Source organism: Streptomyces sp. NPDC054794, from assembly GCF_053611585.1.
In genome coordinates this window covers 28669-42387 of record NZ_JBSHAQ010000016.1, presented here as the reverse complement: position 1 = coordinate 42387, position 13719 = coordinate 28669, and the positions used below count along the sequence as shown (strand labels likewise).

Sequence of the window (13719 nt, the reverse complement as noted above, 5' to 3'; positions counted from 1 at the left end):
AGTTTCCGTCTTAGTCGTCTGCGTCCTCTGCGCCGGGCGCGTCGGGCGCGTCCGGGTCGAACGACGGTACGCCCTCCTGGGTCTCGGCCTCGATCGCCTCCGCCTCCGGGAGGAAGGGCGCGAGTTCCGGGAGCTCGTCCAGGCCGCGCAGGCCCATCCGCTCCAGGAAGTAGTTCGTCGTCCTGTACAGGATCGCACCTGTTTCGGGTTCCGTGCCCGCCTCCTCGACCAGACCGCGCTGCAACAGGGTGCGCATCACACCGTCGCAGTTCACTCCACGGACGGCCGAGACACGGCTGCGGCTCACCGGCTGGCGGTAGGCGACGACGGCCAGGGTCTCCAGCGCGGCCTGGGTGAGCCGGGCCTGCTGGCCGTCCAGGACGAAGCCCTCGACGGCGGCCGCGTACTCGGGGCGGGTGTAGAAACGCCAGCCGCCGGCGATCAGCCGCAGCTCGAATCCCCGTCGCTGGACGGTGTACTCGTCGGCCAGCTCCCGCAGCGCGTCCCCGATCTGCCGCTTGGGCCGCTGGAGGATCTTGGAGAGGTGTTCCTCGGTCGCGGGTTCGTCCACGACCATGAGCACCGCCTCCAGGGCGGGCTTGAGGTCGAGGTCGGCGACGGTGCGCAGACCGGCCGGGACGTCGGTGATCTCCTCGCTCACGCCTTCTTCTCCTCCTTGGGCTCCTCGGGCGGCCGGTCGAACTCGTCCGTGACCGTCGGTGTCTCGTCCCCGTCCCCGCCGGTCCAGCGGACGATCAGGTCCCCCAGGGCCGTCTCCTGGTCCAGCGCGACGGCCTTCTCCCGGTACAGCTCCAGCAGGGCCAGGAAGCGGGCCACGACGGTCAGGGTGTCGTCGGTGTCCTCGACCAGCACCCGGAAGCTCGCCTCGCCCAGTTCCCTCAGCCGCGCGACGACGATCCCGGCCTGCTCCTGCACGCTGACCAGCGGGGCGTGGATGTGGTCGACGTACACCTGCGGCTTGGCCTTGGGTTGCATCGCCTTGACGGCGAGCTTCGCGAAACCCTCGGGGCCGATGCTGATGACGACCTCGGGCAGCAGCTCGGCGTGGTGCGGTTCGAGGCCGACGGTACGGGGGTAGCGGCGGGCCTCCTGGTCCAGGCGGTGGTTGAAGATGTCGGCGATCTGCTTGTACGCGCGGTACTGGAGCAGCCGGGCGAACAGCAGGTCGCGGGCCTCCAGGAGGGCCAGGTCGGCCTCGTCCTCCACCTCGGCGGTGGGCAGCAGCCGGGCCGCCTTGAGATCGAGCAGGGTGGCGGCGACGACCAGGAACTCCGTCGTCTGGTCGAGGTCCCAGTCCGGGCCCATCGCCCGGATGTGCGCCATGAACTCGTCGGTGACCTTGGAGAGGGCCACCTCGGTGACGTCGAGCTTGTGCTTCGAGATCAGCTGCAGCAGCAGATCGAAGGGCCCCTCGAAGTTGGCCAGCCGCACCTTGAAGACACCGTCGGTACTGGCTTCGGGCTCAGCGACGGGCGACGACACCGGCGCGGGCAAGGACCGCGACTCCGGTCGGTGCAGTGTCTCCGGTACAGGCGTGTCGGCGTCGGGCACCGGGGGGCTCGCCTCGGGCACCGGCTCGGTCAGGGGTTCCGGCCCAGGCGCGGACTGCGGCTCCGGTCGGGGCAGCACCTCCGGTACGGGTGTGGCGGCGTCGGCCACCGGAACGCTCACGTCGGGCACTGAGGGGCTCGCCTCGGGCACCGGAACCGGCTCGGGCAGGGGCAGCGGCTCGACTGGCGCCGGCTCGGGATCGGGGTGCGGCGTCGGCTCGGGCAGGGGTTCCGGCTCGGGCGGGGTCATCGGCTCGACCGGCTCCACGCGCGGAGCGCCTGCGCCCGGCCCCCGGCCCAGCGCACGCCTGCGGCCGGCGGGTGCGCCGGGAGCGGGAACGTCGTTCGAGGTCATAGCCGTGGCAGGCTATCGCCTCCCGACCGCACGACCGACTACCGGCCGCGCAGCCGCCGTACCAGGATGCTCGCGTCTCCCCGGGACTCCAGGTCGGCCAGGACGACGGCCACCGCCTCGCGGACGATCCGCCCGCGGTCGACCGCCAGGCCGTGCTCGCCGCGCAGCACCAGCCGGGCGTGCTCCAGGTCCATCAGTTCCTCGGCGGACACGTACACGGTGATCTTCTCGTCGTGTCGCTCGCGCCCGCTGGGACGCCGTGCCGCCGCCCGCCCCCCGCGCTTGCGAGGCTGCGCGGAGCCGGAGGAGGCGGCAGAACCTTCCTGCGCCCCCTGACGCCGCGCGGGGCGGTCCGCCGCGGCGGACCGGCTGCGGGACTCACCGGATTCGACCGGCTCCGCCTCCGCGGCCACGTGCTCCGCCCCGTCGCCGTCCCCGCCCTGCGCGGGAACGGACTCCGGCGCGTCCTGTGCCGCCGCGGCCGCGTCGCTCTCCCCCGCGGGAGCCGGCACCCGGGCCTCGCCGTTGACCGGGCGCCGGGGAGTGGACGGCTGGAGCGCCATTCCCCCTGTCGTACGGAACAGTTCGTCGGCCCCCGGCAGACTCACTCGGCGTGACACCGGGCGAGCACCTCCCTGGCGAGCTGGCGGTAGGCGGCGGCACCGACGGAGTTGGAGGCGTACGTGGTGATCGGCTCACCGGCGACCGTGGTCTCCGGGAAGCGGACCGTGCGGCCGATGACCGTGTGGTAGACGTGGTCGTCGAATGCCTCGACCACACGGGCCAGCACCTCACGGCTGTGGACCGTGCGCGAGTCGTACATCGTGGCGAGGATCCCGTCGAGCTCCAGCTCCGGGTTGAGCCGCTCCTGGACCTTCTCGATGGTCTCGGTCAGCAGCGCCACACCGCGCAGTGCGAAGAACTCGCACTCCAGCGGCACGATCACCTTGTGCGCGGCCGTCAGCGCGTTGACGGTGAGCAGGCCGAGCGAGGGCTGACAGTCGATCACGATGTAGTCGTAGTCGGGCATCAGCGGCTTCAGGGCGCGCTGGAGCGTGGACTCGCGCGCGACCTCGGAGACCAGCTGGACCTCGGCGGCCGACAGGTCGATGTTGCTGGGCAGCAGGTCCATGTTGGGGACCGCCGTCTTCAGGAGGACCTCGTCCGCGGACATGCCCCGCTCCATGAGCAGGTTGTAGACGGTGAGGTCGAGCTCCATCGGGTTGACGCCGAGTCCGACCGACAGCGCGCCCTGCGGGTCGAAGTCCACGAGCAGCACGCGTCGGCCGTACTCCGCGAGCGCGGCACCCAGGTTGATGGTCGACGTCGTCTTGCCGACGCCGCCCTTCTGGTTGCACATCGCGATGATCTTCGCGGGACCGTGGTCGGTCAGCGGGCCCGGGATCGGGAAGTACGGCAGCGGGCGCCCGGTCGGGCCGACGCGCTCGCGGCGCTGGCGGGCAGCGTCGGGCGCGAGCGTGGCCGCGTACTCGGGGTCGGGCTCGTATTCGGCATCGGGGTCGTAGAAGTGCCCGTCGGGCAGTTCGTCGTAGTCGGCGAACTGGTTGTGGGGCGCGCCCCTTCCGTCGCCGGCCATGGCGTTCACGTGATGGCCATCCATGCTCTGGTGTGCTGAGAGAGTCACCCCTGCAGTTCGGTGACTCTGTTGGGCGAAGGTACGCACCGCGACGGAGCCGACAGCCTCGAACCCCGCGGGGCCCTGGCCCCGTGCAGGCATTCCTGGTTGACCACCCCCGGGAGAAAATGTCGACTCATTCACAAGTCGTCTTACCTCCTTGGTGACCAGGAAACTTCTAGACAGGTCAGCGTGGCATCATGCCGACGGTTGGCGACTCTATGGCGTGTCGGCGGTCCGCAGCAACACAATCCGCCGGACCCGGCACGATGTGTCGGCAATGAAACATCCCGCTGTCAAGGGCGTACGGCCGTCGCACAGCAGGCTTCACCGGTGTGCGAATCGGTCGAAGGGTTACGTTCGAGGCGAGTTGACCGAGAGTCGCAAAGTGACCATACACACATCCGGCCGGACCTTGTCGGGCAAGGTCCGGCCGGTTGTGCGCGGTTGACGACCCGTGTTGACGTATCGCCTTTGCCGTATGGTGACTTAGCCGATCGGCTCAGCCGAGGAGGGTCTCCAGGTCCACGTGCTCCAGGCCGTGCGCCTCCGCGACCTCCCGGTAAACGACCTTGCCGTCATGGGTGTTGAGACCCTTGGCCAGCGCGGCGTCACGGCGCAGCGCCTCGACCCAGCCGTTGTTGGCGAGCGAGACGATGTACGGCAGCGTGGCGTTCGTCAGCGCGTAGGTGGAGGTGTTGGGCACCGCGCCGGGCATGTTGGCGACGCAGTAGAAGACCGACTCGTGGACCCGGAAGGTCGGCTCGGCGTGGGTGGTGGGACGGGAGTCCTCGAAGCAACCGCCCTGGTCGATCGCGATGTCGACAAGGACACTTCCCGCCTTCATCCGGGACACGAGCTCGTTGGTGACCAGCTTCGGGGCCTTGGCGCCCGGGATCAGGACGGCACCGACGACGAGGTCGGCCTCCAGGCAGGCCTTCTCCAGCTCGAAGGCGTTGGAGACGACGGTCTGGATCTTCGTTCCGAAGATCCTGTCCGCCTCCTTGAGCTTGTTGATGTCACGGTCGAGCAGCGTGACGTGGAAGCCCAGGCCGATCGCGATCTGCGCGGCGTTCCAGCCGGAGACGCCGCCGCCGATGATGACGGCCTTGCCGGCCGGCACGCCCGGGACACCGCCCGGCAGCACGCCACGGCCGCCGGCCGCACGCATCAGGTGGTAGGCGCCGACCTGCGGGGCCAGGCGGCCCGCGACCTCGGACATCGGGGCGAGCAGCGGCAGGGCGCGGTTGGGGAGCTCGACCGTCTCGTACGCGATCGCCGTGGTGCCGGACTCCAGGAGCGCGTCCGTGCACTCCTTGGAGGCCGCCAGGTGCAGGTAGGTGAAGAGGATCTGGTCCTTGCGGAGGCGGTGGTACTCCTCGGCGATGGGCTCCTTGACCTTCAGCAGCAGGTCCGCGGAGGCCCAGACCTCGTCGGCGGTCTCCAGGATCTGGGCACCGGCGGCGAGGTACTCCTCGTTCGGGATCGAGGAGCCGAGGCCGGCGTCCCGCTCGACGACGACCTGGTGCCCGTTGCGCACCAGCTCGTGCACACCGGCGGGGGTGATGGCCACCCGGAACTCGTTGTTCTTGACCTCGCGGGGGATGCCGACCTTCACGTCGATCACGGTCCTTGGCTCAGAGGGTGTGGGGGCATTGCAAGACATACCCGGGCATGCGGGGGCACACCTGGATGCACCGCAGGAGAACGAGCGGCAGAGCCAGTTTAATGAAGGCGTTCCGACTGTCTAGCCTTTCATTGCATCAATCTTCGACGGATGCACTACGGATTTCGCAGGCATCAGCGCCGTGCTCCCGTTCTGGCTCGTTCTCGCAGCTCTCCTGGCCTTCCTCACCCAGCATGCGCTCCGCGGCACCGCGGTGCAGTCGAGCGGCGGCGGGGTCGCCGAGCCGCTCCAGGGTGTCCGCCAGCCGCAGCTGGAGCGCGGCCTGCAGCCGGACGTCCTCGGCACGGCGCGCCCACTCCACCGCCTCCTGACAGGTGTGCAGCGACTCCTGAGGCCGCCCGGCGTACTCCTGCACCCGGGCCAGCTCGCTCAACGCCCGCGCGTGGGCGGCGACATCGCCGTTCTTGCGATGCCCGGAGGCCGCCGCCCGCCAGTTCCTGAGCGCCTCGCCGTAGCGGCCCGCGTAGGTGTGCGCGGTGGCGATACGGCCGTACAACCGGGCGGCCTCCGCGCGCTCGCCGCGGGCCAGCCGCTGGGCGAGGGCCCGGCCGAACCAGTCGGCGGCCCGGTCGTGGTCCCCCAGCTCCTGGTGCGTGCCGCCTACGGATTCCATCGCGCGCCCGGTCGCGTACGGGTCGTTCGCCTCGCGTCCGGCGTCCAGCGCGGCCCGGTAGCGGACCAGCGCCTCCCGGGTACGGCCGGTCCGGGCGTCCAGGTCGCCGAGGTTCAGCAGGGCGGCGGCCCGCTCGCGCGGCAGGTTCCGGCGCACGGCGACGTCGAGGACGAGGCCGTGGATGCCGTACAGGTCGGGGGCCGCCGCCTGGGTGCCGACGTGCGCCACCATCGCCCTGACCAGCTGGGACATCAGCCGGCGGGCCAGTGTGTCCAGCTCCCCGTCGGCAACCGCGAGGCGGGCGGACGCCAGCAGGGCGGGCCGGCGGATGCTCAGCCACTCGGCGGCGGCCCTGGGGCTCGGGAAGCGCAGGGCGCGGGGCAGGCCCTGGAGCTTCTCGCGCGCGTCGGGGTTGTCCGTCTCGGTGATCGCGCGGCAGGACTGGAGCAGCCGTACGGTCCGCTCCAGCATGCGGGCACGGGCCAGCTGCAGCTCGGCGGGGCGGTCGTGGGTCTCGGCGAGGGCGCACAGCAGCGGGTGCAGGCAGCCGGGGACCTCGTACTGCGGCAGCGGGGAGTCCACGGCCCGCAGCAGGCCGAGGGCGACGAGGTCGTCCAGGGTGGTGTGGGCGGCGCCGACCGTGCAGCCGGCCAGGGCGGAGGCGGTGTGCGGGTCGGCCAGGCCCGCCGGGGCCAGGGACAGCAGTCGCAGTATCCGCGCGGCCGTGCCGGGCAGCTGGTCGTAGACGAACAGGAAGACCCGGCCGAGGGGCGTGCCCTCGTCGGCCTCGGCGTGCAGGCGCTTGGCCAGGTCGGAGACGGCCGCCTTGGGACGGGCGGCGAGCCAGCCGCCGGCCAGGTTCAGCGCGGTGGGCTGGCCCTGGCACACCTCGACGAGGCTCTCGGCGGCCCGCGGGTCGACGGTGATGCGGACCGAGCCGGTGTGGCGGGTCAGCAGTTCGAGGGCCGACTTGGTGTCGAGGCCGCCGAGGGTGCAGGGGCGGACGTCCGCGATCCCGGTGAGCGGGCCCGCGGACACGGCGACGACCAGACTGTCCGGGGCGTCCGGGAGCAGCGCGTCGACCTGTTCGGCGCCGGCCGCGTCGTCCAGCAGGAGCAACGTCCGCCGCCCGGCCAGCGCGGTGCGCAGCGCCTCGGTGAGGTCGTCCTCGCCGGCTCCGGGCGGGGCGGTCAGGCCGAGGGCGGTGAGCAACTGGCGGGCGGCGCGCTCGACCGGCACGGGGGTGCCGTCGGGCTCGCCGAGCCGGGCGCGCAGGACCCCGTCGGCGTAGTCGCCGGCGACCTGCCGGACGAGTTCCTCGGCGAGCGCCGTGCGGCCGGAGCCGGGCCTGCCCGCGATGAGGAGCACGCGCGCGCGGGGCGGTTTCTTTCCGGACAGGGTGTCCAGTCCCGCGCGCTCGATGTCGGCGCGGAGCTCCTTCAACTCTCTTGTACGGCCCAGGAAATGGCTCTCCGCGGCCACGCCGTCCGACAGCCGCGCGCCGTCCGTGTCCAGCGCCTGATCCGTCACGGGCCACACTCCCGTCCCACCGAACGCGCAGGCCCGCCGGAACCCCGGTCCGAGCCGTGCACCTGCCTCGATGGCCGAGCCTAGTTCACGCTCAGCGACGTTCCGGGTGGAGCGCGGCGGGCACGTCCCTCGATCGGATCAGGCGATGGTCACACCGGTACCTCGAAGGACCTCGCCGGCCCCCGGGACCGGCGGACGAGCGGTGGTGGCGTTCAGGACTCGAAGGGACGGGCGGGCCACGGCGCCTCGGCCGGGCGCAGCGCGTCGAGACCGTCCCCGGTGCGGGCGGCGACCAGCGAGAGGATGCCGACGACGAGGCAGTTGTTGTGCAGTTCGCCCGCGAGCACACCCCGGACGAGCTCGTCGACCGGCACGCGCGCGTGCTCCATGTCGGCCTCCTCGTCCTCGACCTCGAAGCGCTCCCCCTCGGCCGCGGACAGATGCCGGGCGAGGAAGATCCGTACGGACTCGTCGCAGCCGCCGGGGGTGGTGTACACGTCGGTCAGGACGCGCCAGTCCTCCGCCTTGACGTGCGCCTCCTCGTACAGCTCGCGCTGCGCCGCGTGCAGCGGGTTCTCGCCGGGCACGTCGAGCAGGCCGGCCGGGATCTCCCACAGCTTGTGCCGCACCGGGTGCCGGTACTGGCGGATGAGATGGACGCGGTCCTCGTCGTCGAGGGCGACGACGGCGACCGAGCCGGGGTGGACCTGGTAGTCACGGCGGACCACGGACCTGTCGGGCATGACCACCTCGTCCGTGCGGACGGAGGTCTTGTTGCCCACGAAGGGGGTCTCCGTCGCCCGGATCTCCCACTCCTCGGGGGTGTCCTTGATCGTCATGCCCTGTCCTCCCACGTGCGCAGATGAAACCGGGGTGCTCACCTTTTGAAGGTATGCACCCCGGCCACCGTACAACTGGTGTGTTACTTGGAATTCTTCCGCGCGCCCTCGGCCTGCTGACGCTCGACCGACGCCTTCACGAGCCCGGCGAACAGCGGGTGCGGACGGGTCGGACGCGAACGCAGCTCCGGGTGCGCCTGCGTGGCGACCAGGTAGGGGTGCACGTCACGCGGGTACTCGACGTACTCGACGAGCTTGCCGTCCGGCGAGGTGCCCGAGAAGAGGATGCCGGCCTTCTTCTCCAGCTCCGCGCGGTAGGCGTTGTTCACCTCGTACCGGTGACGGTGCCGCTCCTCGACGTACTCCTTGCCGTCGTACACCTCGCGCACGATGGAGCCCTCGGCCAGCTTGGCCGGGTACATGCCCAGACGCATCGTTCCGCCCATGTCGCCCTCGCCCGCCACGATGTCGAGCTGCTCGGCCATGGTGGAGATGACGGGGTGGCCGGTCGCGGAGTCGAACTCGGTGGAGTTCGCGTCCTGGATGTCGGCGAGGTTGCGCGCCGCCTCGATCACGATGCACTGCAGGCCCAGGCAGAGACCGAGCAGCGGGATCCTGTTCTCGCGGGCGTAGCGGATGGCGCCGACCTTGCCGAGCACCCCGCGGTCGCCGAAGCCGCCGGGGATGCAGATGCCGTCGACGTCACCGAGCTGCGCGGCGGCGCCGGCCGGGGTCTTGCAGTCGTCCGAGGTGACCCACTTGATCTTGACGCGGGCCTTGTTGGCGAAGCCGCCCGCGCGCAGCGCCTCGGTGACCGAGAGGTAGGCGTCGGGCAGGTCGATGTACTTGCCGACCAGGGCGAGGGTGATCTCGTGGTCGGGGTTGTGGACGCGGTCGAGCAGGTCGTCCCAGGTCGTCCAGTCCACGTCGCGGAAGGGCAGGTCCAGCTTGCGGACGACGTAGGCGTCCAGGCCCTCTCCGTGCACCGTCTTCGGGATGTCGTAGATCGAGCGGGCGTCGGGGCAGGCCACCACGGCGGCCTCGTCCACGTCGCACATCAGCGAGATCTTCCGCTTGATCGCGGTGGGCACCTCGCGGTCGCAGCGCAGGACGATCGCGTCCGGCTGGATACCGATGTTGCGCAGGGCGGCGACCGAGTGCTGGGTCGGCTTGGTCTTCAGCTCGCCGGACGGGCCGATGTAGGGCAGGAGCGAGATGTGCACGACGAAGACGTTGTCCCGGCCGACCTCGTGGCGGACCTGGCGTACCGTCTCAAGGAAGGGCAGCGACTCGATGTCGCCGACCGTGCCGCCGACCTCGGTGATCACGACGTCCACCTCGTCGGTGGCCATGCGCCGGATCCGGTGCTTGATCTCGTTCGTGATGTGCGGGATGACCTGCACCGTGTCGCCCAGGTACTCGCCGCGCCGCTCCTTGGCGATGACGGTCGAGTAGACCTGGCCTGTAGTGACGTTTGCAGAGCCGTCCAAGTCGCGGTCAAGGAAGCGCTCGTAGTGTCCGATGTCCAGGTCGGTTTCGGCGCCGTCGTTGGTGACGAACACCTCACCGTGCTGGAAGGGGTTCATCGTGCCCGGGTCGACGTTCAGGTACGGGTCGAGCTTCTGCATCACGACGCGCAGGCCGCGGGCCTTGAGCAGCATGCCGAGGCTGGAGGCGGTGAGGCCCTTGCCGAGAGAGGAGGCGACACCCCCGGTGACGAAGATGTGCTTGGTCGTCGTGGATTTGGGCGGCATGGCCAAGAGGGTGCTCCCGTGGTCGCGGTCTGGGGTGCGGAGCGGCTGCCGGCCCGGACTTGTCCGGGGGTACCGTCGCTGCGGTTCGGGGGTTTCGTGCCCACCGGTCCACGGGCTACCAGGGTATCAGCGGTCCGGCCCGATGGCTTCCGGCCACGCTCCGCGCATGGGCCGACACGGGCCCGAGCCGTTCACGGGGTTCTCACCCCCTGGCCACTCGTTCGGCCCACACGGGTTGCCCGGAGCGGCACGCAGATCATCTACGTGCGTCGTATCCTGCTCGGACACTCGCTGCCGAGCACGGCCGGATTCACGGCACACCCCAGCCCGTAAGTACCGGAAGAACGCGAGCTCGTCAGTTCGTTGAGCTATGACTGTCGTGTCGCCTCAGGGCGTTTGCCTCGGGGCCCGGCGGCTGCTTTGCTTCACCGCTCAACGACGCACAACAACGACCCCTTGACCGCACTAGCGACAGCCCCCTTTGTACCTGGGGGGCGACGTGGCCGTTCGACTGGAGTTGCACGTGGCCGGGCGCATCGAAGACTACGCACTCATCGGAGACATGCAGACCGCGGCGCTGGTCTGCCGGGACGGCACAGTCGACTGGCTGTGCCTGCCCCGCTTCGACTCGCACGCCATCTTCGCCGGTCTGCTGGGCACCGAGGACCACGGGTTCTGGCGGCTCGGACCGGCCCACGCGGCCGATGTGGAGCCGCCGACGGCGGCCCGCCGCACCTACCGGGGTGACTCGCTGATCCTGGAATCGGAGTGGGACACCCCGCGCGGCACGGTGCGCGTGACCGATTTCATGCCGCCGCGTGACGGCGCCCCGCAGCTGATCCGGATCGTCGAGGGCGTCAGCGGCCGGGTGCCGATGCGCTCGGCACTCAGGATGCGCTTCTCGTACGGCCGGGTCGTGCCGTGGGTGCACAAGCACGACGGGCGTACGGTCGCGGTCGCGGGCCCCGACTCGGTGTGGTTCGACACCGCGGCGGAGACCTACGGAAAGTCGCTGACCACGTACGCGGACTTCACGGTCGCCCCGGGTGACCGCATCGCGTTCACGATCTCGTGGGAGCCCTCGCACAAGGAGCCCCCGGCGCTGCCGGAGCCGGAGCAGTCGCTGGTGGCGACGGAGGACTTCTGGCGGGAGTGGGTCGAGCACTGCACGTACCACGGCCCGTACCGGGAGGCGGTGATCCGCTCGCTGATCACGCTGAAGGCCCTGACGTACGCCCCGACCGGCGGCATCGTCGCCGCGCCCACCACCTCGCTGCCCGAGGACGTCGGCGGTGTCCGCAACTGGGACTACCGCTACACCTGGCTGCGCGACGCGGCGATCACCCTGTCCTCGCTGCTGCGCACCGGCTACCGCGATGAGGCCCGCGCCTGGCGCGAGTGGCTGCTCAGGGCGGTCGCCGGCGACCCGGAGAACCTGCAGATCATGTACGGCATCGCAGGCGAGCGCGAGCTCGGCGAGGCGGAGCTGGACTGGCTGCCGGGCTACGAGAACTCCGCCCCGGTCCGGGTCGGCAACGGCGCGGCCCACCAGCTCCAGCTGGACGTGTACGGCGAGGTCACCGAGGCCCTGCATCTGGCCCACATGACGGGTCTGGCGCGCAGCGACTACGCCTCGCTGCTGCAGCTGAAGCTGATCCGCTACCTGGAGGACCACTGGGACCAGCCGGACGAGGGCATCTGGGAGGTGCGCGGTCCGCGCCGCCACTTCGTGCACTCCAAGGTCATGGCCTGGGTCGCGGTGGACCGCACCATCAAGCTGATCGAGTCCGGTGACGCGGACGGCCCGCTGGAGCGCTGGCGCGAGCTGCGCGACGACATCCACCGGGACGTGTGCGAGAAGGGCTACGACAAGGAGCGCAACACCTTCACGCAGTCGTACGGCTCGAAGGAGCTGGACGCCTCGCTGCTGCTCATCCCGCAGATGGGCTTCCTGCCGCCGGACGACAAACGCGTCATCGGCACGATCGAGGCGATCCAGCGGGAGCTGTCCACGCCGGACGGGTTCATCCTGCGGTACCCCACGGAGGGCGAGCACGAGGGCGTCGACGGCCTGCCCGGCGACGAGGGCGCGTTCCTGGCCTGCTCGTTCTGGATGGCGGACGACCTGGCGATGATCGGCCGCGTCGACGAGGCCCGCAAGCTGTTCGAGAAGCTGCTGGCGCTGCGCAACGACCTCGGCCTGCTCGCCGAGGAGTGGGACCCGCGGCTCAAGCGCCAGGTCGGCAACTTCCCGCAGGCCTTCAGCCACGTGCCCCTGATCGACACGGCCCTGCGCCTGACGGCCTCGGGCGCGTACGGCGGCTGAGCACGACCGGGTGAGCGTGCCCGCCTAGGCTGGAAGCGGAGTTGCCCCTGAGTGGAAGGGGGCGGTCGTGGCTTCCCTCTCGAAGGCGGGTGCGGCTCTTGGCGCGTTGCGCGAGGAGCTGGTCGGCGCCGTGTTCGCGCCGGGGGATCCCGGTTACGACGAGGCCCGCGCCGTGTTCAGCGCCCTGGTCGACCCGCGCCCGGCCGTGATCGCCCAGTGCGCGGACGAGGCCGATGTGGTCCGGGCCGTGCGCTTCGCCCGGGAGCTCGACCTGCGGATCGCGGTGCGCGGCGGCGGGCACGGCCTGGCAGGCGCGGCCCCCACCGCGGGGGCGCTCGTGGTGGACCTGCGCCGGATGCACGAGGTGACCGTCGATCCGGCGGCGGAGGCGGCCCGGGTCGGCGGCGGCGCCACGATGGGCCGTCTGGAGCGGGCCACGCGGCCCCACGGCCTGGCCGTCACGGGGCTGCCCGCCTCGGCCGTCGGCGTCGCCGGGTTCGTCCTGGGCGGCGGCACCGGCCTGCTGGACCGGGCGTTCGGTCTCGCCGTCGACAACCTGATCGGCGTCGAGCTGGTCACCGCCGACGCCGAACGGGTCCACGCGAACCCCGACGAGAACCCGGAGCTGTTCTGGGCGCTGCACGGCGGCGGCGGCAACTTCGGCATCGCCACCGCGCTCACCCTGGAACTGCACGAGCTGCCGGAGTTCTCCGCCACGCTGCTGCTGCACCTGCCCGAGTTCGGCCGGGAGGTGGTCCGCGCCTTCCGCGAGATCATCGAGTCCGGACCCGACCGGGTGGGCGGCGCCGTCATCTGCCCGACCGAGGATCGGCCGCAGTACGGCGCGCTGCTGACGTACGCGGGCGGCCGGGCGGAGCTGCGCAAGCTCGCCGAGCCGCTGCTCGCGCTGCCGCACGAGGCGGAGCTGACGGGCGCCGAGGCGCTGCGCCCGCTGGACTGTCCCCCCGGGCTGCGCGCCCACTGGTCGGCGGAGTGCCCGACCGGTCTGCCCGACGCACTGGTGGAAGCCTTCTGCGCCCGCACGCAGGCCGCCCCGGTGCCCGGCGGCTCCCGGCACACGCTCCTCCCGCTCGGCGGCGCCGTCGCCACCGGTCCCACCCAGTACCCGGTTGCGTACCGGAACGCGCCCTGGCTGGTGCATCCCTTCGCCCGCTGGGCCGACCCGGCCGACGACGAGCGGGCCCTCGCCTGGGTGCGGGACGCCCGCGCCGACGTGAGGCCCTGGGGCACCGGCGCCGTCTGCCTCGGGCTCGTCGGCGACGAGGGCCCCGAGCGGGTCACCGCGGGTCTGGGCGCCGGGAACCTGCTGCGGCTGGAGAAGGTGAAACGGACGTACGACCCCGACAACGTCTTCCGCTGCAACCACAACATCCGGCCGGTGTAGCGC

The 13719-nt window shown here is 71.3% G+C and carries 10 protein-coding genes; 2 read left to right on the top strand and 8 right to left on the bottom strand.

The window, feature by feature from the left end:
- Positions 1-10: 10 nt before the first annotated feature.
- From scpB to ACWGKT_RS18630, 8 genes are all read right to left on the bottom strand, one after another.
- Positions 11-661: an SMC-Scp complex subunit ScpB gene (gene scpB / locus ACWGKT_RS18665; RefSeq protein WP_235458791.1), complete on the bottom strand. Its 651-nt coding sequence runs from the start codon at positions 659-661 to the stop codon at positions 11-13.
- Positions 658-1926, bottom strand: a complete 1269-nt coding sequence (locus ACWGKT_RS18660; RefSeq protein ID WP_453274517.1) for a segregation/condensation protein A — start codon at positions 1924-1926, stop codon at positions 658-660. The genes scpB and ACWGKT_RS18660 overlap by 4 nt, the downstream gene beginning before the upstream one ends.
- A gap of 38 nt (positions 1927-1964) precedes the next feature.
- Positions 1965-2546 carry a hypothetical protein gene (locus ACWGKT_RS18655; protein ID WP_453274516.1) on the bottom strand — a complete coding sequence of 194 codons (582 nt, stop codon included), beginning with the start codon at positions 2544-2546 and terminating at the stop codon, positions 1965-1967.
- A complete protein-coding gene (locus tag ACWGKT_RS18650) occupies positions 2531-3664 on the bottom strand; it encodes a ParA family protein (RefSeq protein ID WP_235458788.1) in 1134 nt (377 codons plus the stop codon). The genes ACWGKT_RS18655 and ACWGKT_RS18650 overlap by 16 nt, the downstream gene beginning before the upstream one ends.
- 400 nt (positions 3665-4064) lie before the next feature.
- Positions 4065-5189 (bottom strand): alanine dehydrogenase, encoded by a 1125-nt coding sequence (ald, locus tag ACWGKT_RS18645; RefSeq protein ID WP_453274515.1) that lies wholly within the window; start codon positions 5187-5189, stop codon positions 4065-4067.
- A 136-nt stretch (positions 5190-5325) separates the two neighbouring features.
- Entirely contained in the window at positions 5326-7392 is a 2067-nt protein-coding gene (locus tag ACWGKT_RS18640; RefSeq protein ID WP_453274514.1) for a tetratricopeptide repeat protein, read from the bottom strand.
- A gap of 212 nt (positions 7393-7604) precedes the next feature.
- Positions 7605-8231 carry an NUDIX domain-containing protein gene (locus ACWGKT_RS18635; protein ID WP_453274513.1) on the bottom strand — a complete coding sequence of 209 codons (627 nt, stop codon included), beginning with the start codon at positions 8229-8231 and terminating at the stop codon, positions 7605-7607.
- An 83-nt stretch (positions 8232-8314) separates the two neighbouring features.
- Positions 8315-9985 (bottom strand): CTP synthase, encoded by a 1671-nt coding sequence (locus ACWGKT_RS18630; RefSeq protein ID WP_356157096.1) that lies wholly within the window; start codon positions 9983-9985, stop codon positions 8315-8317.
- A 523-nt stretch (positions 9986-10508) separates the two neighbouring features.
- Here ACWGKT_RS18630 and ACWGKT_RS18625 point away from each other — a divergent pair.
- Both ACWGKT_RS18625 and ACWGKT_RS18620 read left to right on the top strand, forming a co-directional pair.
- Positions 10509-12311, top strand: a complete 1803-nt coding sequence (locus ACWGKT_RS18625; RefSeq protein ID WP_453274614.1) for a glycoside hydrolase family 15 protein — start codon at positions 10509-10511, stop codon at positions 12309-12311.
- Between the two features lie 67 nt (positions 12312-12378).
- Positions 12379-13716, top strand: coding sequence for an FAD-binding oxidoreductase (locus ACWGKT_RS18620; RefSeq protein WP_453274512.1), 1338 nt, complete (start codon positions 12379-12381; stop codon positions 13714-13716).
- Positions 13717-13719 lie beyond the last annotated feature (3 nt).